We start from the raw sequence: 18,173 nt of genomic DNA, 5'->3' as shown, positions 1-18,173 counted from the left end.
GGCGCTAGCGCTTATCCGGCCTACAAAACGCATCAGAAGATTTTTGAGAACTTATCAATATTGCTGGCATCGTAGACGAACGGCTCGGACATCGCGCCGTTGCCGTCAGCATCGAGCTTCACTTTGCCCAGCTTGCCCATGCTGGCTTCGGTTTTGGTTGCCGTGCCTTTTACCAGGTCATCAGCGAGATAGGTCGCGGCATAGCCCAGATCGATCGGATTCCAGATGGCGAAGCTTTTGCTCGCGCCGGACTTAATCGCCCCGGCCATTTCAGACGGCAGCCCCAGCCCGGTAACGTAAACTTTGCCGATTTTTCCCTGATCCTTCACCGCCTGCGCCGCCGCGACGATGCCGACGGAAGACGGTGAGACAATCACTTTCAGGTCCGGATAGGACTTCAGCAGCCCGACCGCTTCACGGTAGCTTTTATCCGATAGGTCGTCGCCGTAGGCCACGGTCACCAGGTTGATGGACGGATAATTCGGCAGCACCTTTTTCATCTCGCCAATCCAGATATTCTGGTTGGTGGAGGTTGGGGTTGCGCTCAGAATGGCGACATCGCCTTTCTCCACGTTCAGCGCTTTCAGCGCATCGGCGGCAAGCTTAACGTTGGTTTCACCAATCAGCTGATTGTTCGACGGATTCAGGTGAATCTGGCGGCCACCGGCGGCAACGCCGGAATCCCATGACACGACTTTAATGCCACGCTGCATGGCTTTTTTCAGTACCGGCACGACGGCATCGGGATCGTTAGCGGAAATTGCGATCGCATCGACGCCCTGAGCGATCAGCCCATTGAGCACTTCGATCTGCGCCTCGGCCGTGGTGGTGGTCGGGCCGGTGTAAATGACTTTAACATCGCCTAACTCTTTGGCCGCCTCCTGTGCGCCAACGTTCGCGGCTTCGAAGAAGCCATTGCCTAATGACTTCGCCACGAGGGCAATTTTCACTTCAGCTAAAGCGGAACCGGACAACGCCAGGGCGGCAACGGTGAGGATGAAGCTTGCTTTTATTTTCATTGCTTGTACTCCACGGTTTTGAGTTAGTTGGTTTGCAGGTAACAGAATTTTTTCCCCTGCGGATCGTTGCCCGCAGGGGTTATGCGATGTTCTTACTTGTACAGATTTAATGCGCTGGCCATCGGAGTCACGCCAAAGCGCTGGCCGAGGGCAATCAGTTCTTGCTGCGTGATGGTCTGCTTCATGCCGCCCATCGAGTACACCTTAACCAGCACTTCTGCGGATTTTTCGGCGGTATCAATCAGACCAAAAGTCTCGTCAAGCGTTGGGCCACTGCCGAAAACGCCGTGGAACGGCCACAGCACCAGAGAGTGTTGCTGCATAGAAACGGCGGTCGCCTGACCGATTTCATCCGTTCCCGGCACCATCCACGGCAGAATGCCGACACCGTCCGGGAAGACCACCAGACACTCGGTGCTGCCTTCCCACAGTTTGCGGGTAATCAACGCGGAGTCGTTTTCCAGTACGTAGGTCAGCGCGATCAGGTTGGTTGCGTGGCAGTGCATGATGACGCGGTCTTTACCGCCGGTCAGTTTGATACGTTCGCAGTGTGACAGGAAATGCGCCGGCAGTTCGGAGGTTGGTACAGCTTCGTGAGTCAGCCCCCACAAAATATGGTAGCCCGCGCCGTCGCTATCGACCTTCACTACGCCGAGGTTGGCGGCCGGGTCGAGCTGTACGTTGCGGAAGAACTTGCCGGAACCGGTGACGATAAACGGCGTATTTGCCAGCATTGGCATTGGCTGGCTCAGGGCGATATAGCGCGGTTTAGCGTGGAAATCGGCGGTGAACGGCGCGATATCCGCGTCGTCCAGGCGCAGCGTCAGGTTGCCGCCGTTGCGTTCGTCCCAGCCTTTTAACCAGGCGTCAGAGGTGGCTTTAATCATGCCCTGGACGAACCAGGAATCGGTAATGGTCTGCATAGTCTTTGTGTCCTGTTTGCTTTAATGCCCGATGGCGCTGCGCTTATCGGGCCTACAACGGCTGTTGTTTCGTAGGCCGGATAAGGCAAAGCCGCCATCCGGCAATCGCACTCGATTATTTACGCTTATTCAGAATCTCTTTCTCGTAGCTGCGCACGCTCTCCAGCCACTGGCTGCCCGCAGGCGTATCGTTACGCTGGCAGTACATTTCCCACACCGCTTGCCACGGCAGGCACTTCTGCTCTTCCAGCAGCGCCAGACGCGCGGTGTAGTCACCGTCAACTTCCAGCTGACGCAGCTGTTCGGTTGGCTCCAGCAGCGCGCGCAGCAGGGCTTTCTTCATGTTGCGGGTACCGATAACCCACGCGGCGATGCGGTTGATGGAGGCGTCGAAGAAATCGAGGCCGATGTGCACACGGTCAAACAGGTCGTGGCGGATGATTTCGCTCGCGATGGCCTGAGTTTCGTCGTCCAGCAGCACCACGTGGTCGCTGTCCCAACGTACCGGGCGGCTCACGTGCAGCAGCAGGCGCGGCACGTACAGCATGGCGGCGGAGATTTTGTCCGAGATAACTTCGGTTGGGTGGAAGTGACCAGCATCCAGGCACAGCGCGGTCTGGCGGCTGGTGGCGTAACCCATGTAGAACTCGTTGGAGCCCACGGTGTAGCTTTCTGCGCCAATGCCGAACAGCTTGCTCTCAACGGCATCGATGTGATGCGCCGGGTCCAGTTTTTCGCTGATGACTTCATCCAGCGCGGCGGCCAGACGCTGGCGCGGTGCTAAACGGTCAACGGTCACGTCTTTCATGCCGTCTGGGATCCAGATATTCATCACCGAAGGCGTCCCCAGCTGCTCGCCAAAGTAGGCGGAAACGCGGCGGCTGGCCTTGCAGTGGTCAATCCAGAACTGGCGAATTTTCGGGTCGGCGTGGGACAGCGTAAAGCCGTCTGCGCTCAGCGGGTGCGAGAAGCAAGACGGGTTAAAATCGAGGCCCAGCTTGTGTTCTTTCGCCCACTCAACCCAGTTTTTGAAGTGCTCCGGTTTGATTTGGTCTCGTGCTACCGGGGTGTCAGACTCCAGATAGATAGCGTGCAGGTTGAGACGTTTTGGCCCAGGGATCAGGCTCAGCGCCTGCTCCAGGTCGGCACGCAGCTCGGTAGCGTTGCGCGCTTTGCCCGGGTAGTTACCGGTCGCCTGAATGCCACCCGTTAAACTGCCTTCTGGATTTTCAAAACCCGCGACGTCGTCGCCCTGCCAGCAGTGCATCGAAACCGGTAAGCGGTCCAACTGGCGTAACGCCTCTTCGACATCGATACCTACAGCGGAATAGCGCTGTTTCGCGAGTTCCCAGGCTTGGTCAAGTTGAGTGGTCATGCGCAAAGCTCCTTTGTCTGTCGTTTTTGCTGAAACTGCGCAACGTAGCGGGCAATTTCATGGTCTGGATTGGGGGTGAATGTGGTGAGGCCGTAGTTACCGGTCACCACTTTGCGGAAATCGTCAACGTTAGTGAGTTCGTCCAGCGTCATTAGCTGAATGCCGATATTGCCGAGGGTTGATGCTTCAATCGGTCCCGCGACCACGGTAATACCGCAGGCATCAGCGCAAAGCTGATTCAGCATCTGGTTCTGGCAGCCGCCGCCCACGATGTGCAGCTGGCTGAACGGTTTGCCGCGAAGCTGCGCCAGTTCGTTGAGCACGTCGGCATACAGCAGTGCCAGGCTGTCGAAGATGCAGCGCGCCAGTTCGGCAGGCGTGGTCGGAATGGGCTGCGCCGTTTCGCGGCAGGCGGCCTGAATCTCCGCGCTCATATTTTCCGGGTTGATGAAGCGGTCTTCGTTCGGGTTAATCAGGTAGCGGCAGGCTGGCAGTGCCTGCGTTTTTGCAATCAGCTCAGGCAGGTCGCCAACATGTTGTTCTTTCAGGACGCGCTGTAGCAGCCAAAGACCCATGATGTTTTTCAGCACCCGGTAGCGCCCTTCCGCGCCACCTTCATTGGTGATGTTGGCGCGCTGCGCCATCTCGCTGGTGTACGGGGTTTTACTTTCAAAACCCATCAGCGACCAGGTGCCGGAGGAGAGATAGGCGGCATCGTGGTCTGCCAGCGGTGAGGCAATCACGGCGCTCGCGGTATCGTGGCTGGCGACGGCAACCACCGGGATTTTATTACCCAACGGGCAGATCCAGTGACCGATCACATTGCCGGGGTGGGTCGGCGTACCGAACCACTCGCGCGGCGCACCGGTCCAGTTCAGCAGGTCTTCATCCCAGTTATCGCTGTTAATATTGACCAACTGCGTGGTGGTGGCGTTGGTGTATTCCCAGTTCATTTTTCCGGTCAGGCGGAAGCTAAGGTAGTCCGGGATCAGCAACGCATGAGCCGCTTTACTGACCAGCTCCGGTTGCTGTTCAACCAGCGCCCGTAGCTGGTAGAGCGTATTGAACGGTAGAAACTGAATGCCGCTGCGACGATAGATCTCACCTTTACCCAGTTGTTCCATCGCCAGGGCCATGACGCCATCGGTGCGGCTATCGCGGTAGGCCACCGGCAGGCCAACGCGCTGCCCGTGCTTGTCCAGAAGGACGTAGTCCACGCCCCAGGTGTCGATACCGATGCTGTCTATCAAAATGCCTTCATCGCACACTTTGTTGAGGCCGATGCGGATTTCCGCTTCCAGCGCGTCGATATCCCAGGTATCGAAACCTTCCTGCTTATGCAGATTGTTCACGAAACGGTGAATTTCGCGCAGTGAAAGCGAACGCTGTTCGGCATCAAAGCGCGCCAGCATTACGCGTCCGCTGGAGGCGCCTAAATCGACGGCCACACAATGGCGAAAAGTCATGGCAAGAGTCCTTCTATGAGTCATTGCCAGACAGTCTAGAAAAAGCGCAATGCCACAACCTTCTCGTTACTGACAGGCGAAATTAGGCGCTGGCAAGAAAGCAAAGATGAACGTGAGAGAGTTCACAAATTCCGCCGATGGCAGGGTTTTCAGGGGGTGTGATGATGACCGCATTTCCCGATCTTTCCGGCTGTTTCTTGAAAAAACGACCGGCTTTGCGCGGTTTGCTGTCAAAACGTCAAGGTCAGATCGCTCATCGGATATTACTATCCTGATAATCTTTCTCATTTGTTGAGGCTCGCGATGACCGTACTACACAGCGTGGATTTCTTCTCTTCTGGCAAGCTTCCCGTGGCTATCGAACCTCGACTTCCTCAGGCTGCATTTCCTGAGCATCATCATGATTTTAATGAGATTGTTATTGTTGAGCACGGTACGGGTATTCATGTGTTCAATGGTCAGCCGCATACCATTTGTGGCGGCACTGTTTGCTTCGTTCGCGACTTTGACCGGCACTTATATGAGCACACGGAAAACCTCTGTCTGACGAATGTGTTATATCGCGCGCCGGATGCTTTCCAGTTCTTGTCAGGTCTGAATAAACTGCTGCCGCAGGAGCAGGACGGTCACTATCCTTCCCATTGGCGCGTAAACCAAAGCACGCTACAGCAGGTGAGGGCGATCGTCGGCCAGATGGAAGAGGCGAACGACAGCACCGATATGATGTCGCTGGCCAATCGCGAAATTCTGTTTATGCAGCTGCTGGTGCTGCTGCGTAAAGGCAGTCAGGAACAGGGGGCGATGGATAACGATGCGCGCCTGAATCAGCTGATGGCGTGGTTGGAAGAGCATTTCGCGGAAGAGGTGTGCTGGGAGGGGCTGGCGGAACGTTTCTCGCTCTCTTTGCGTACCCTGCACCGCCAGCTCAAACATTGCACCGGCCTGACGCCACAGCGCTACCTTAACCGTCTGCGCCTGATTAAAGCGCGCCATATGCTGCGCCACAGCGATGAGAGTGTGACCGAGATTGCTTATCACTGTGGTTTTGGCGACAGTAACCACTTTTCTACCCTTTTTCGTCGCGAATTTGACTGGTCGCCACGCGATATTCGCCAGGGGCGAGATACCCTGCTTCAGTAACGAGAAGACAATCACCGTTTTTTGCCTCGAAACGGCGAATAATAAGGAGTTGTTAGTCGTGAGGTGCCCGCGTGTCAGGTCAGTTAATTCTTCGAAAAGCCGATTTTTTTGCCAGCCCGGCGCAGGCCGTGGCGGTGGCTGACCGCTATCCACAAAATGTCTTTGCTGAGCATACCCATGAATTCTCCGAGCTGGTGATGGTCTGGCGCGGCAACGGTTTGCACATTCTCAACGACCGTCCCTATCGTATTACCCGCGGCGACCTGTTTTACATTCGCGCCGAGGATAAACACTCTTACGCCTCTGTTAACGATCTGGTTTTACAGAATATTATTTACTGTCCTGAGCGCTTAAAGCTCAACCTCGATTGGGTAGCTCATATTCCCGGGCTGCACGGCTCGCATTGGGCACCGCACTGGCGGATAGGCAGTACCGGCATGACGCAGGCGCGGCAGATAATGACTCAGTTGGAGCAAGAGAGCCGCAAAGACGACGCGTTAGCCAACGAGATGTCCGAGCTGCTGTTTGCCCAACTGGTGGTATGCCTGAAGCGGTACCGTTATGCCACCGATAACCAGGCGGCGACGCAGAGTGAAGCCTTGCTCGACAAGCTGCTGACGGTGCTGGCGGGCAGCCTGAATCGTCCTTTCGTACTTGATACCTTCTGCGAGCAGCAGGGCTGTAGTGAACGCGCTCTGCGTCAGCAGTTCCGCAGCCAGACCGGCATGACCGTTAACCACTACCTGCGCCAACTGCGAATTTGCCACGCGCAGTACCTGCTCCAGCACACGGAAATGCTGATTGGCGAAGTCGCAATGAGCTGCGGGTTTGAGGATAGTAACTACTTCTCGGTGGTATTTAACCGTGAGATAGGGATGACGCCAGGGCAGTGGCGGCAACGGAGTCGCGTTGCCGCCTGAGGTTCGCGGTTTAGCTTGCCATACCTAGCCCAACGACGTTGGCGGCAATAATGATGACGACGCAGCCCAGACTCAGCACGCTAACGGGTTGGCGTCCGGCATTTTTCCACTCTTTCAAAATCAGCCCCACCAGACCGCCACACAGCACATAGAAGCTCATGTGCAGCATCCAGCTCATATAGTCATACTGCGACGGAATGCTGGCGTGGCCCCACGCGTAGAAGAAGAACTGGAAATACCACATCAGCCCGCCTAAGGCAGAAAGCAGAATGTTGCTGATTATCAGCGGTTTTGCCAGCGAGAAGTCGGCTTTTATCGACAGGTTTTTGATTTTTAGCAGACGAATAAAGCAGAAGCCGAGGTTAACCAACGCGCCGCCGCCCATAATGACCACGTAGCTTGGCAGCGCAGTATAGAGCGGGTCGACCCCTAGTGCGGCGGCGGCTTCGTGCATCGGCTTGGCGGCGTTCATGGCAAAGGACATCCCGGCGGAGAAGACGCCGCACATGATGGCCAGCATCAACCCTTTCTTCAGGTTGAAATCTTCCGCTTTGATGCCCATTTTGCGCTCTTTCAACTGCCCAGCACGGGTGACAATCCCGACACCGATAACGGCTATCAGCACACCCAGCAGCGTCATCTGGCCGCCCTGGGTGTGAATGAGTACGTCAAACTGGCCGTTAATAATTGGTGTCATTAACGTACCAACAATCAGCGTGATGCCAATGGCAATACCGATCCCCATCGACATGCCGAGATAGCGCATGGTGAGGCCGTAGTTGATGTTGCCGACCCCCCACATGGCGCCAAATAGAAACACCGGCAGGAGCGTTGAAGCGCTGAAGGAACGATAGTAGGCCCAAAAGTCGGGCAAGAGCAGGGCGCTGACCGCCCAGGGCAGGATAATCCACGAAACAATCCCGCCAATAGACCACATGGTTTCCCATGACCACTGCTGAACTTTTTTGAACGGGGCATAGAAACAGGCTGCACTGGCCGCGCCTATCAAATGCCAAAAAATACCCATCGTAATTGCATGGTTCATTGATTTTATCCTCATCCATTTTTTGTCGTAGTAATCGTCTTCCGACAGGATGAGGATAAAAATTTGGCGTTTTTTTAACCTTCAGGCTGTTGCCATCCAGGGAGATACATTGGCAGTAAGTGGTGTAATTAGCTGTTCAGGCTCACAAAAAAACATCTATGCCCTAAAGTTATAACCTTATAAAAACTACGGCATTGATAATCATTTTCAATATCATTTAATTAACTATAATGAACCAACTGATTACGCGGCGTTTACAGGTTTGCCGCCCGACAATAATGGAGATGATTATGAGCTATACCCTGCCATCACTGCCTTATGCGTACGATGCCCTGGAACCGCACTTCGACAAACAGACGATGGAAATCCATCACAGCAAACACCACCAGGCTTACGTTAACAACGCTAACGCAGCGCTGGAAAGCCTGCCGGAATTCGCTGCGCTGTCTGCTGAAGAGCTGATCGCGAAACTGGACCAGCTGCCGGCTGACAAGAAAACCGTTCTGCGTAACAACGCTGGCGGCCACGCTAACCACAGCTTCTTCTGGAAAGGCCTGAAAAAAGGCACCACCCTGCAGGGTGACCTGAAAGCGGCTATCGAGCGTGATTTCGGTTCCGTAGATAACTTCAAAGCTGAATTTGAAAAAGCAGCAGCAACTCGCTTCGGCTCTGGCTGGGCGTGGCTGGTGCTGAAAGGCGACAAACTGGCTGTGGTTTCTACCGCAAACCAGGATTCCCCGCTGATGGGTGAAGCCGTTTCCGGTGCTTCCGGTTTCCCAATCGTGGGCCTGGACGTTTGGGAACACGCTTACTACCTGAAATTCCAGAACCGTCGTCCGGACTACATCAAAGAGTTCTGGAACGTGGTGAACTGGGACGAAGCAGCAGCGCGTTTCGCCGCTAAAAAATAATTTGCATTGCCGGTCTGTAGAAGCGAGTCTGATGACTCGCTTTTTTTGTATCCGCCTAAGGAGCAGCAGATGCATTATCCGGTTGACGTGTTTATTGGCAAAATCCGTGACTATGACGGCAGTCGCCCAAGCGCCATCGCGAAGGTCCAGATGGATGGCGAACTGGAACTCACCGAGCTGGGACTGTTGGGTGATGAACAGGCCGAGAAAAAAATCCACGGCGGCCCCGACCGCGCGCTGTGCCAGTTCCCCCGCGAACATTATGAAGACCTGATTCGTGACTTCCCCGAACAGGCTGCCCTGTTTTGCGCCCCGGCGTTTGGTGAAAACCTGTCAACGGAAGGGATGACCGAGCACAACGTTTTTATCGGTGATATTTACCGCTGGGGTGAGACGCTGATCCAGGTCACCCAGCCGCGTTCGCCGTGCTTTAAACTCAATTTCCACTTTGCTATCAGTGATATGGCATCTTTGATGCAGAGCAGCGGTAAGGTCGGCTGGCTGTATCGGGTGATTGCGCCGGGTAAGGTCTCCACCGACGCTCCGCTGGAGTTGGTGTCGCGCCTGAGCGATGTGTCGGTGTATGACGCCGCCGCTATTGCCTGGCATATGCCGTTCGATGACGACCAGTATCACCGTCTGCTGAGCGCAGCCGGGTTGTCGGTCAGCTGGAGCAGAACTATGCAGAAGCGCCGTTTGAGCGGCAAGATTGAAGATAACAGCAGAAGGTTGTGGGGCTAGACGATACAAAAAAATCGGCCTGCATTCGCAGGCCGATGGTTTTTAGGTTCGCTTATAAAGCGGTAGCCACAGCGTGAGCCGTAACCCGCCGAGCGGGCTGTCATCAGCCTTCACCCAGCCGCGGTGCTGCTGCATGGCGCTTTCAACAATCGCCAGCCCCAGCCCCGTTCCGCCAGATTCACGGTCTCGCGCCTCATCGGTACGATAGAACGGACGGAATATCTGCTCGCGGTCTTCCGGGCTTACGCCTGGGCCGTCATCGTCCACGTGGACGGTAACGCCGTCTTTATCCACCGAGAAACTGACGGCAATTTTGGTATGCGAGTAGCGCAGGGCGTTACGTACGATGTTCTCCAGCGCGCTTTCCAGCGCGTTCGGGTTACCGTAAAGCGGCCACGGCCCCGGCGGATAATCGACGCTAAACGATTTGCCCATCTGCTCAGCTTCAAACGCGGCGTTATCCAGCACTTCGCCCCACAGCTGATTAGCCTTGAGGGTTTCACTGACCAGCGCGCTTTTCTGCTGATTGCGCGACATCACCAGCATGTCGTTAATCATGCTATCCAGACGCTGCGCTTCGGTTTCAATACGTTCCAGCTCTTTGCTCTCACCGCTGCGACGACGCAGAAGCGCCGTGCCAAGCTGCAGACGCGTCAGCGGCGTACGCAGCTCGTGAGAGATGTCAGAGAGCAGTCGCTGCTGCGACGTCATCATTCGCTCAAGTGCCATCACCATCTGGTTAAAGCTGGCACCGGCGGCGAGGAATTCCTGTGGCCCTGCCTCCAGCTCTGGATGCTGACGCAGGTTGCCCTGAGCCACTTCATCCGCGGCGTTTTTCAGCTTACGCGCCGGTTTTGCCAGACTCCATGCGAGCCATAGCAACAGCGGGGCGCTAACCAACATAGTGACGATAAGCAGCAGTAAAGGCCGGTCGAACAGCAGATTGATAAAGTCGGACTGCGAGCTGCTTGCTGGGCGGATCAGGTATAACTGGTAGTTATCTTCCCCGTCGCGAATGGAGAAAGGCCCGACCAACTCAACGCGCCCGTACTTCTTCTTCTGCGGATGATCGGAATTATCAGACTGGCCGATAAAGTTACGAATGATCTGCATTTCGTTGCGTTCTGCGCCGATCACGCGGCCTTCGCTAGTGACCAGCAACAAACGCTGGCCCGGCGGAGCCCACTTATCAATCGCGCGGAACAGCCGACGCCACCACATCAAATCGTTGGGGGGATCGTTGGCAAGCTCTTCTTCAACATGCTGCTCAATCATCAGGCCTTGGCGCTGCTCGCTATCGAGCAGCTCGGTCATTTGACGGGAGTCGAGCTTTGGTAGCATCAAAACCAGCATCAGCACCAGCGCTAGCGTTAACCAGAAAATGGCGAAGATGCGGGCGGTTAAACTTCCTATCATGAAGCAGAGACCATCAGGTATCCGCGACCACGCAGGGTTTTAAACCATGGGTGACCGTCTTTACGCTCTGGCAGCTTCCGGCGCAGGTTGGAAATGTGCATATCAATCGCGCGGTCGAACGGCGTTAAGCGTTTACCCAGGACTTCCTGACTCAGGTGTTCACGGGAAACCACCTGGCCCAAATGCTGTGCCAGCAGATAGAGCAGGGTAAATTCAGTGCCGGTCAGCTCGAGCGTTTGACCATCGAAGCTAGCTTCCTGACGCCCTGGGTTCAGGCTTAGGGAATCAACTTCTACGGTTGGTGAGCTCGTATCGCTACTTTGCTGCTGTTCGCTCCAATGTGAACGGCGCAAAATAGCGCGAATACGGGCGACCAGTTCGCGATCGTTAAACGGTTTTGGCAAATAGTCATCCGCGCCAAGCTCAAGGCCCAGTACGCGATCCAACTCGCTACCGCGAGCGGTTAACATAATGACGGGAGTCTGGTGTGTCTGTCGCAATTCTTTCAGCGTGTCGATACCGTTTTTCTTCGGCATCATTACGTCGAGTAAAAGTAGGTCGATGCTGTCGTCAATCAGCGTTAACGCCTGTTCGCCATCGTGGGCAACAAGGACATTAAAACCTTCCATATCAAGAAGTTCCTTGAGCAAGGAAGTCAGCTCGCGGTCATCATCAACTAATAAAATTTTATTCATATTTTCATCCCTCCGAGGCAGAAATTACGTCATCAGAGCCAGCGAATCCATGACTTTACGTTGTTTTACACCCCCTGACGCATGTTTGCAGCCTGAATCGTAAACTGTCTCTCGTTGAATCGCGACACAAAAGTTTTTGGGAGCATGTGATGCGCAATGTTATCGCTGCCGTCATGGCCTCAACGCTGGCATTCAGTGCATATAGCCAGGCCGATGAAGTCGTCACCAGCGTTAATTGGCACCCAGCGGAAAGCAATACGCTGCGAAGCGGCCAGGGCCATATGTTCGACGGTATTAGTTTAACCGAACATCAGCGCCAACAGATGCGCGATCTGATGCAACGGGCACGACACGATCGTCCACCTGTTAATGTTAGCGAAGTGGAGACAATGCATCGCCTTGTCACCGCAGAAAAATTTGATGAAGCCGCCGTGCGAGCCCAGGCCGAGAAAATGGCCGAGGAGCAGGTTAACCGCCAGGTAGAAATGGCGCGGGTACGCAACCAGATGTACCGCCTGTTAACGCCGGAGCAGCAAGCGGCTTTAAATGAGAATCACCAGCAGCGTATGGAGCAGCTGCGTGACGTTGCACGGATGCAGCAAGGTTCAGTACCGAGTCAGAACCTGTTTAGTAGCAATACCCGTAGCAACCAGTAACAAACCCTGTTTTTCCTTGCCATAGACACCATCCCTGTCTTCCCCCTCATGATGAGGGGGTTTTTTTGTCTTAAATTCGTCACCGCGCACCCCTCATACATTCCGCTATACTACGCAGATCGAAAGCAGGAGTGTTTATGAATCAATCTTATGGACGACTGGTAAGTCGTGCAGCAATCGCCGCAACGGTCATGGCTTCCGTGCTGCTGGTGATTAAAATCTTTGCGTGGTGGTATACCGGGTCGGTCAGTATTCTGGCGGCGCTGGTGGATTCGCTAGTGGATATCGCCGCCTCGCTGACCAACTTGCTGGTGGTGCGCTATTCGCTGCAACCGGCGGATGAGGAGCATACTTTTGGTCACGGTAAGGCCGAATCGTTGGCGGCGCTGGCACAAAGTATGTTTATTTCGGGTTCGGCGCTGTTCCTGTTTTTGACCGGGATCCAGCATCTGGCCCGGCCGACGCCAATGAGCCAGCCGGGCATCGGCGTGGTAGTGACGGTGATTGCGCTTATCAGTACATTAGTCCTCGTGACGTTTCAGCGATGGGTGGTCAGAAAAACCCAGAGCCAGGCCGTACGCGCGGATATGCTTCATTATCAGTCTGATGTTATGATGAACGGCGCGATTCTTGTTGCGCTCGGCCTCTCCTGGTACGGCTGGCATCGTGCCGATGCGCTGTTTGCATTAGGAATTGGCATCTATATTCTATATAGCGCGTTACGCATGGGGTACGAAGCGGTGCAATCGTTATTGGATCGCGCGCTGCCCGATGAAGAACGTCAGGAAATTTTCGACATCGTGACCACCTGGCCTGGTGTAAGCGGTGCTCACGATCTCCGAACGCGGCAGTCAGGGCCGACCCGCTTTATTCAGATTCATATTGAAATGGAAGACAACCTGCCGCTGGTTCAGGCGCATCACGTTGCCGATCAGGTGGAGCAGGCGATTTTGCATCGTTTTCCTGGGTCCGACGTGATTATTCATCAGGATCCGTGCTCTGTTATGCTGCAGGCAAACAGAGACGTTTGAACTTTCGCAGTGGTTGTATTAAATGTGAGCTAAGTCGGCATTATTTGTATAAATAACCGCCGGTTAGCCTGACCTGAATCAATTCAGCAAGAAGCGCTTGATATACTATCTCTACATAGAGTCGTTCTCTCCCCCCTACAACTGTGGGAGCGCTTCGGGCAGAAGAATTAATTTTTAGCATTCCTAAGTTCAGAGGTAGTCATGATTAAGAAAATCGGTGTGTTGACAAGTGGCGGTGATGCGCCGGGTATGAACGCCGCCATTCGCGGTGTTGTGCGCGCAGCATTGACGGAAGGCATTGAAGTCATGGGCATCTATGACGGTTATCTGGGCCTGTACGAAGACCGTATGGTACAGCTCGACCGTTACAGCGTGTCTGACATGATTAACCGTGGCGGCACCTTCCTGGGCTCCGCGCGTTTCCCAGAATTCCGTGATGAAAACATCCGTGCCGTGGCTATCGAAAACCTGAAAAAACGCGGTATCGATGCGCTGGTTGTTATCGGCGGTGACGGCTCCTACATGGGTGCCGTGCGTCTGACCGAAATGGGCTTCCCATGCATCGGCCTGCCGGGCACCATTGATAACGACATCAAAGGCACCGACTACACCATTGGTTTCTTCACTGCCCTGAGCACCGTGGTGGAAGCAATTGACCGTCTGCGTGACACCTCTTCTTCTCACCAGCGTATCTCCGTTGTGGAAGTCATGGGCCGTTACTGCGGCGACCTGACTCTGGCTGCGGCTATCGCGGGCGGCTGTGAGTTTATCGTCGTTCCGGAAATCGAATTCAAACGCGACGACCTGGTTGCCGAAATCAAAGCGGGCATCGCCAAAGGTAAGAAACACGCGATCGTGGCGATTACCGAACATATGTGTGACGTTGACGAGCTGGCGCACTTTATCGAGAAAGAAACTGGCCGTGAAACCCGTGCAACCGTTCTGGGCCACATCCAGCGCGGCGGCTCCCCGGTTCCTTACGACCGTATCCTGGCATCCCGCATGGGCGCGTACGCGATTGAACTGCTGCAGCAGGGCTTCGGCGGCCGCTGTGTCGGTATTCAGAACGAAAAACTGGTTCACCATGACATCATCGACGCTATCGAAAACATGAAGCGTCCGTTCAAAGGTGACTGGCTGGAATGCGCTAAACAGCTGTACTAAGTCGCGTTTACCCGGAAACGGGCAGATTCGAGTGAAAAAAAAGCCTTCTCAATGAGAAGGCTTTTTTGTACGCGTAAGGCGCTTATTCGATATCCAGTGCGTCTTCCGACAGGATAATGCCGGTATTGTCGGCATAGAGATGGTCGCCGGAGAAGAAGGTTACGCCGCCGAAGTTGACGCGAACGTCGCTTTCGCCGATGCCTTCGCCCGCGGCACCAACCGGAATGGCGGCAATCGCCTGAATGCCGATATCCAACTCTTCTAAATCATCGACCTGACGCACCGCACCGTATACCACGATGCCTTCCCACTCGTTCTGAGTGGCCAGGCGGGCGAGGTCGGCGTCGATCAGCGCGCGACGGACAGAACCGCCGCCGTCGACCAGCAGAATGCGGCCACGGCCGTTCTGTTCGAGCAGATCGTACAGCAACCCGTTATCCTCGAAACATTTTACGGTGATGATTTGTCCACCAAACGACAGCCGTCCGCCAAAGTTAGAGAACAGGGGTTCTACTACGTTGACATCTTCCTGGTAGATGTCGCAAAGCTCGGAAGTATCGTATTTCATAGGATTAACGCTCAGTCGCTGCGAGTGATTTTAGTATATCGCGCTCTACGCATTGTTGGCAAAATCATCAATTGTTAATTGATATTTGTCAGTTAAGCCAGCGTCTTGCTCAGCACAATTCCGATGACGAACAGCAGGTTAGTTAACAATGCCCCTTTTACCGTTCTTTCCAGCATTGGCGGCATCGCCTGTGGGGAGCGCTCGTGCATCACAAAACGCGCTTGTTTCACCAGCAACGGCGCGCTGAGAATAAACAGCCAGCCCCACGGACTATGCAGCGAGAGCAGGTTGAATAGTGCCAGGCAGACCAGCGTCCCCATCAGTAGGCAGACGTGGTAACGGCGGGCGTTAACCGGCCCTAAACGCACGGCCAGCGTATTCTTACCGTTCTCCCGGTCGCTGTCGATATCGCGCAGGTTATTGATATTCAGCACTGCCGTTGCCAGCAAACCGCAGGCGGTCGCAGGCAGAATAATGGCGCTGCTCAAGGTGTGCGTTTGTAAATACCAGCTACCAATAACGCTCAGCCAGCCGAAGAAGATCAGCACCGAGACATCGCCAAGGCCAATGTAGCCATACGGACGCGTGCCGACGGTGTAGGTGATGGCGGCAATAATCGCCAGCAGCCCCAGCACCAGGAAGCCGATAAAATCACCGGTAGTCTGTGAAGCGGTAAACAGCAGAGCAAGACCAGAGACGCAGATAAGCCCGACGGTGATGATCAGCGCGCGCTTCATCTGCTCTTTGGTGATAACCCCCTTTTGCATACCGCGCAGCGGCCCGATGCGGTCCGGCTTATCGCTGCCTTTCACCGCATCGCCATAGTCGTTGGCGAGGTTAGAGAGAATTTGCAGCAGGCTTGCGGTGATTAGCGCCAGCACGGCAACGCCCGCGTTAAAGTGCCCTTGCCACCACGCCAGCGCGGTGCCAACGACGATTGCCGCACAGGCCAGAGGTAACGTTTTCGGACGCAGACTTTCCAGCCAGGCCTGAGAGCGGCTTACAGGTGTATTTGTCATAATAATTAGCCAATAAAAATGGGGCTTTTCAGCCCCATCAATTAAAGATGAAAATGCAGTGACCGCGATTATAGGATAAAACGGCTCAGATCTTCATCTGCGACTAATGCATCCAGATGTTTGCTCACATATTCCGCATCAATTGTGATGCTTTGACCGTTGAGGTCGCTGGCGTCATAGGAGATATCTTCCATCAGACGTTCCAGAACGGTGTGCAGACGACGGGCACCGATGTTCTCGGTGGTTTCGTTGACCTGCCATGCCGCTTCGGCGATACGCTTGATACCGGATTCGGTGAACTCGATGTTCACGCCTTCGGTGGCCATCAGCGCTTTGTACTGTACGGTAACAGAGGCATTTGGCTCGGTCAGGATACGCTCGAAGTCGCTGGTGGTCAGCGCCTGCAGCTCTACGCGAATCGGCAGACGGCCCTGTAATTCAGGGATCAGATCAGACGGCTTCGCCACCTGGAATGCGCCGGAGGCGATAAACAGGATGTGGTCGGTTTTGACCATACCGTGTTTAGTGGAGACGGTGCAGCCTTCAACCAGCGGCAGCAGGTCGCGCTGTACGCCTTCACGGGAAACGTCCGGGCCGGAGGATTCGCCGCGCTTACAGATTTTGTCGATTTCGTCGATGAACACGATACCGTGCTGCTCAACAGCGTCGATTGCGTCCTGCTTCAGCTCTTCTGGGTTCACCAGCTTCGCTGCTTCTTCTTCAATCAGCAGCTTCATCGCATCTTTGATTTTCAGCTTGCGCGGTTTCTGCTTCTGGCCGCCCAGGTTCTGGAACATGGATTGCAGCTGGCTGGTCATCTCTTCCATGCCCGGAGGGGACATGATTTCGACGCCCATTGGCGCAGCGGCGAGATCAATTTCAATCTCTTTGTCGTCCAGCTGGCCTTCACGCAGTTTCTTACGGAATGCCTGGCGTGCGGCGGAAGGCTCGGCCTGCTGCTCTGCCTGGCCCCAGTTGTTTTTAGCCGGCGGGATCAGCACGTCAAGAATGCGCTCTTCGGCCATCTCCTCTGCGCGGTAGCGGTTCTTCTCGATAGACTGAACGCGTACCATTTTGATAGCAGAATCAGTCAGATCGCGGATGATAGAATCCACTTCTTTACCCACATAGCCCACTTCGGTGAACTTAGTGGCTTCGACTTTGATGAACGGTGCGTTGGCGAGCTTCGCCAGACGACGGGCGATTTCGGTTTTACCGACGCCGGTTGGGCCGATCATCAGAATGTTTTTCGGCGTCACTTCGTGGCGCAGCTCTTCGTCGAGCTGCATACGGCGCCAGCGGTTACGTAAGGCGATAGCAACAGAACGCTTAGCCGCGTCCTGACCGATAATGTGTTTGTTCAGCTCGCTGACAATTTCGCGTGGGGTCATTTCAGACATGGGAGATCCTTACGCCTTAGACGGTAATTCTTCAATGGTGTGGAAATGGTTGGTATAGATGCAGATGTCGCCTGCGATATCCAACGCTTTTTCAGCAATCTCACGCGCGCTAAGCTCGGTGTTTTCCAGCATGGCGCGGGCCGCGGCCTGGGCGTACGGGCCGCCAGAGCCGATAGCAATCAGGTCGTTTTCTGGCTGCACGACGTCACCGTTCCCGGTGATGATAAGCGATGCGGTTTCGTCCGCGACCGCCAGCAGGGCTTCCAGCTTGCGCAGCATACGGTCGGTACGCCAGTCTTTCGCCAGCTCAACGGCGGCTTTGACCAGATGGCCCTGGTGCATTTCCAGCTTACGTTCAAACAGTTCGAACAGCGTGAAGGCGTCCGCGGTACCGCCAGCAAAACCAGCGATCACTTTGTCGTTATACAGACGGCGGACTTTTTTCACGTTGCCTTTCATGACGGTATTGCCCAACGTGGCCTGACCATCACCGGCGATTACGACGTGGCCGTTACGGCGAACACTTACTATTGTTGTCACGAGCAGACCCCTTTGTTGCAAATACGAGATATACACATCATCCTTCAAGCTGCCTCTGCGTTGGCTGCGTTCACTCACCCCAGTCACGTACTTATGTACGCTCCTGGGGATTCGTTCTCTTGCCGCGTTACTCGGCTTACAGCC

18 protein-coding genes are annotated in these 18,173 nt (G+C 54.9%); 7 read left to right on the top strand and 11 right to left on the bottom strand.

Translation table 11 applies throughout. The annotated features are described in order from the left end of the window. Positions 1–32: 32 nt before the first annotated feature. The 4 genes from rhaS (MY052_RS23675) to rhaB form a co-directional block, all read right to left on the bottom strand. Positions 33–1,019, bottom strand: a complete 987-nt coding sequence (rhaS, locus tag MY052_RS23675; RefSeq protein ID WP_035892339.1) for a rhamnose ABC transporter substrate-binding protein — start codon at positions 1,017–1,019, stop codon at positions 33–35. 92 nt (positions 1,020–1,111) lie between these two features. Further along, a complete protein-coding gene (rhaD, locus tag MY052_RS23670; protein WP_202216859.1) occupies positions 1,112–1,942 on the bottom strand; it encodes a rhamnulose-1-phosphate aldolase in 831 nt (276 codons plus the stop codon). 115 nt (positions 1,943–2,057) lie between these two features. Next, the gene (gene rhaA, locus MY052_RS23665) at positions 2,058–3,317 is read right to left on the bottom strand and encodes an L-rhamnose isomerase (RefSeq protein WP_202216858.1); all 1,260 of its coding nucleotides are present in this window, start codon (positions 3,315–3,317) and stop codon (positions 2,058–2,060) included. After that, entirely contained in the window at positions 3,314–4,783 is a 1,470-nt protein-coding gene (gene rhaB / locus MY052_RS23660; protein ID WP_035892342.1) for a rhamnulokinase, read from the bottom strand. Before rhaB ends, rhaA begins: the two co-directional genes overlap by 4 nt. Positions 4,784–5,086: 303 nt before the next feature. On the opposite strand from rhaB, the gene rhaS (MY052_RS23655) reads away from it, so the two are divergent. Continuing rightward, positions 5,087–5,923, top strand: a complete 837-nt coding sequence (gene rhaS / locus MY052_RS23655; protein WP_035892344.1) for an HTH-type transcriptional activator RhaS — start codon at positions 5,087–5,089, stop codon at positions 5,921–5,923. A 71-nt stretch (positions 5,924–5,994) separates the two neighbouring features. Further along, a complete protein-coding gene (gene rhaR, locus MY052_RS23650) occupies positions 5,995–6,843 on the top strand; it encodes an HTH-type transcriptional activator RhaR (protein ID WP_035892345.1) in 849 nt (282 codons plus the stop codon). A gap of 10 nt (positions 6,844–6,853) precedes the next feature. Here rhaR and rhaT read toward each other — a convergent pair whose 3' ends face one another. Next, complete coding sequence (rhaT, locus tag MY052_RS23645) at positions 6,854–7,888, bottom strand: L-rhamnose/proton symporter RhaT (RefSeq protein ID WP_248537961.1); 1,035 nt, start codon at positions 7,886–7,888, stop codon at positions 6,854–6,856. Positions 7,889–8,178: 290 nt separating this feature from the next. Here rhaT and sodA point away from each other — a divergent pair, with 290 nt between their 5' ends. Both sodA and yiiM read left to right on the top strand, forming a co-directional pair. Then, positions 8,179–8,799, top strand: coding sequence for a superoxide dismutase [Mn] (gene sodA / locus MY052_RS23640; RefSeq protein ID WP_035892347.1), 621 nt, complete (start codon positions 8,179–8,181; stop codon positions 8,797–8,799). Between the two features lie 6 nt (positions 8,800–8,805). Next, positions 8,806–9,540, top strand: a complete 735-nt coding sequence (yiiM, locus tag MY052_RS23635; protein WP_202216855.1) for a 6-hydroxyaminopurine reductase — start codon at positions 8,806–8,808, stop codon at positions 9,538–9,540. Positions 9,541–9,582: 42 nt separating this feature from the next. Here yiiM and cpxA read toward each other — a convergent pair whose 3' ends face one another. After that, positions 9,583–10,956 carry an envelope stress sensor histidine kinase CpxA gene (gene cpxA, locus MY052_RS23630; RefSeq protein WP_035892349.1) on the bottom strand — a complete coding sequence of 458 codons (1,374 nt, stop codon included), beginning with the start codon at positions 10,954–10,956 and terminating at the stop codon, positions 9,583–9,585. Continuing rightward, a complete protein-coding gene (gene cpxR / locus MY052_RS23625) occupies positions 10,953–11,651 on the bottom strand; it encodes an envelope stress response regulator transcription factor CpxR (protein ID WP_035892350.1) in 699 nt (232 codons plus the stop codon). The genes cpxA and cpxR overlap by 4 nt, the downstream gene beginning before the upstream one ends. Before the next feature lie 149 nt (positions 11,652–11,800). On the opposite strand from cpxR, the gene cpxP reads away from it, so the two are divergent. From cpxP to pfkA, 3 genes are all read left to right on the top strand, one after another. Next, positions 11,801–12,307 carry a cell-envelope stress modulator CpxP gene (cpxP, locus tag MY052_RS23620; protein WP_035892351.1) on the top strand — a complete coding sequence of 169 codons (507 nt, stop codon included), beginning with the start codon at positions 11,801–11,803 and terminating at the stop codon, positions 12,305–12,307. A 137-nt stretch (positions 12,308–12,444) separates the two neighbouring features. Next, entirely contained in the window at positions 12,445–13,338 is an 894-nt protein-coding gene (fieF, locus tag MY052_RS23615; protein WP_035892352.1) for a CDF family cation-efflux transporter FieF, read from the top strand. Between the two features lie 201 nt (positions 13,339–13,539). Next, entirely contained in the window at positions 13,540–14,502 is a 963-nt protein-coding gene (pfkA, locus tag MY052_RS23610) for a 6-phosphofructokinase (RefSeq protein ID WP_035892353.1), read from the top strand. 82 nt (positions 14,503–14,584) lie between these two features. On the opposite strand, the gene rraA is transcribed toward pfkA, so the two are convergent. The 4 genes from rraA to hslV all read right to left on the bottom strand — a co-directional run bounded on the left by rraA (position 14,585) and on the right by hslV (position 18,029). Next, positions 14,585–15,070, bottom strand: coding sequence for a ribonuclease E activity regulator RraA (gene rraA / locus MY052_RS23605; RefSeq protein ID WP_035892355.1), 486 nt, complete (start codon positions 15,068–15,070; stop codon positions 14,585–14,587). A gap of 92 nt (positions 15,071–15,162) precedes the next feature. Further along, positions 15,163–16,089 carry a 1,4-dihydroxy-2-naphthoate polyprenyltransferase gene (menA, locus tag MY052_RS23600; RefSeq protein WP_248537960.1) on the bottom strand — a complete coding sequence of 309 codons (927 nt, stop codon included), beginning with the start codon at positions 16,087–16,089 and terminating at the stop codon, positions 15,163–15,165. Between the two features lie 68 nt (positions 16,090–16,157). Then, on the bottom strand, positions 16,158–17,489 hold the full coding sequence (gene hslU / locus MY052_RS23595; protein ID WP_123651619.1) for an HslU--HslV peptidase ATPase subunit: 1,332 nt from the start codon (positions 17,487–17,489) through the stop codon (positions 16,158–16,160). Between the two features lie 9 nt (positions 17,490–17,498). Next, positions 17,499–18,029 (bottom strand): ATP-dependent protease subunit HslV, encoded by a 531-nt coding sequence (gene hslV / locus MY052_RS23590; protein ID WP_035892358.1) that lies wholly within the window; start codon positions 18,027–18,029, stop codon positions 17,499–17,501. Positions 18,030–18,173: the final 144 nt, after the last annotated feature.

The organism is Kluyvera ascorbata (genome assembly GCF_023195735.1).
Lineage (GTDB): Bacteria > Pseudomonadota > Gammaproteobacteria > Enterobacterales > Enterobacteriaceae > Kluyvera > Kluyvera ascorbata.
This window is presented reverse-complemented; position numbering and strand designations above follow the sequence as displayed.

Bases quoted from the DNA above. Each gene is read 5' to 3' on its own strand.
- rhaS (WP_035892339.1), bottom strand. From the start codon at position 1,019: ATGAAAATAAAAGCAAGCTTCATCCTCACCGTTGCCGCCCTGGCGTTG.
- rhaS (WP_035892344.1), top strand. From the start codon at position 5,087: ATGACCGTACTACACAGCGTGGATTTCTTCTCTTCTGGCAAGCTTCCC.
- rhaB (WP_035892342.1), bottom strand. From the start codon at position 4,783: ATGACTTTTCGCCATTGTGTGGCCGTCGATTTAGGCGCCTCCAGCGGA.
- sodA (WP_035892347.1), top strand. From the start codon at position 8,179: ATGAGCTATACCCTGCCATCACTGCCTTATGCGTACGATGCCCTGGAA.
- rhaA (WP_202216858.1), bottom strand. From the start codon at position 3,317: ATGACCACTCAACTTGACCAAGCCTGGGAACTCGCGAAACAGCGCTAT.
- cpxR (WP_035892350.1), bottom strand. From the start codon at position 11,651: ATGAATAAAATTTTATTAGTTGATGATGACCGCGAGCTGACTTCCTTG.
- cpxA (WP_035892349.1), bottom strand. From the start codon at position 10,956: ATGATAGGAAGTTTAACCGCCCGCATCTTCGCCATTTTCTGGTTAACG.
- rhaT (WP_248537961.1), bottom strand. From the start codon at position 7,888: ATGAACCATGCAATTACGATGGGTATTTTTTGGCATTTGATAGGCGCG.
- rhaD (WP_202216859.1), bottom strand. From the start codon at position 1,942: ATGCAGACCATTACCGATTCCTGGTTCGTCCAGGGCATGATTAAAGCC.
- cpxP (WP_035892351.1), top strand. From the start codon at position 11,801: ATGCGCAATGTTATCGCTGCCGTCATGGCCTCAACGCTGGCATTCAGT.
- fieF (WP_035892352.1), top strand. From the start codon at position 12,445: ATGAATCAATCTTATGGACGACTGGTAAGTCGTGCAGCAATCGCCGCA.
- rraA (WP_035892355.1), bottom strand. From the start codon at position 15,070: ATGAAATACGATACTTCCGAGCTTTGCGACATCTACCAGGAAGATGTC.
- pfkA (WP_035892353.1), top strand. From the start codon at position 13,540: ATGATTAAGAAAATCGGTGTGTTGACAAGTGGCGGTGATGCGCCGGGT.
- menA (WP_248537960.1), bottom strand. From the start codon at position 16,089: ATGACAAATACACCTGTAAGCCGCTCTCAGGCCTGGCTGGAAAGTCTG.
- hslU (WP_123651619.1), bottom strand. From the start codon at position 17,489: ATGTCTGAAATGACCCCACGCGAAATTGTCAGCGAGCTGAACAAACAC.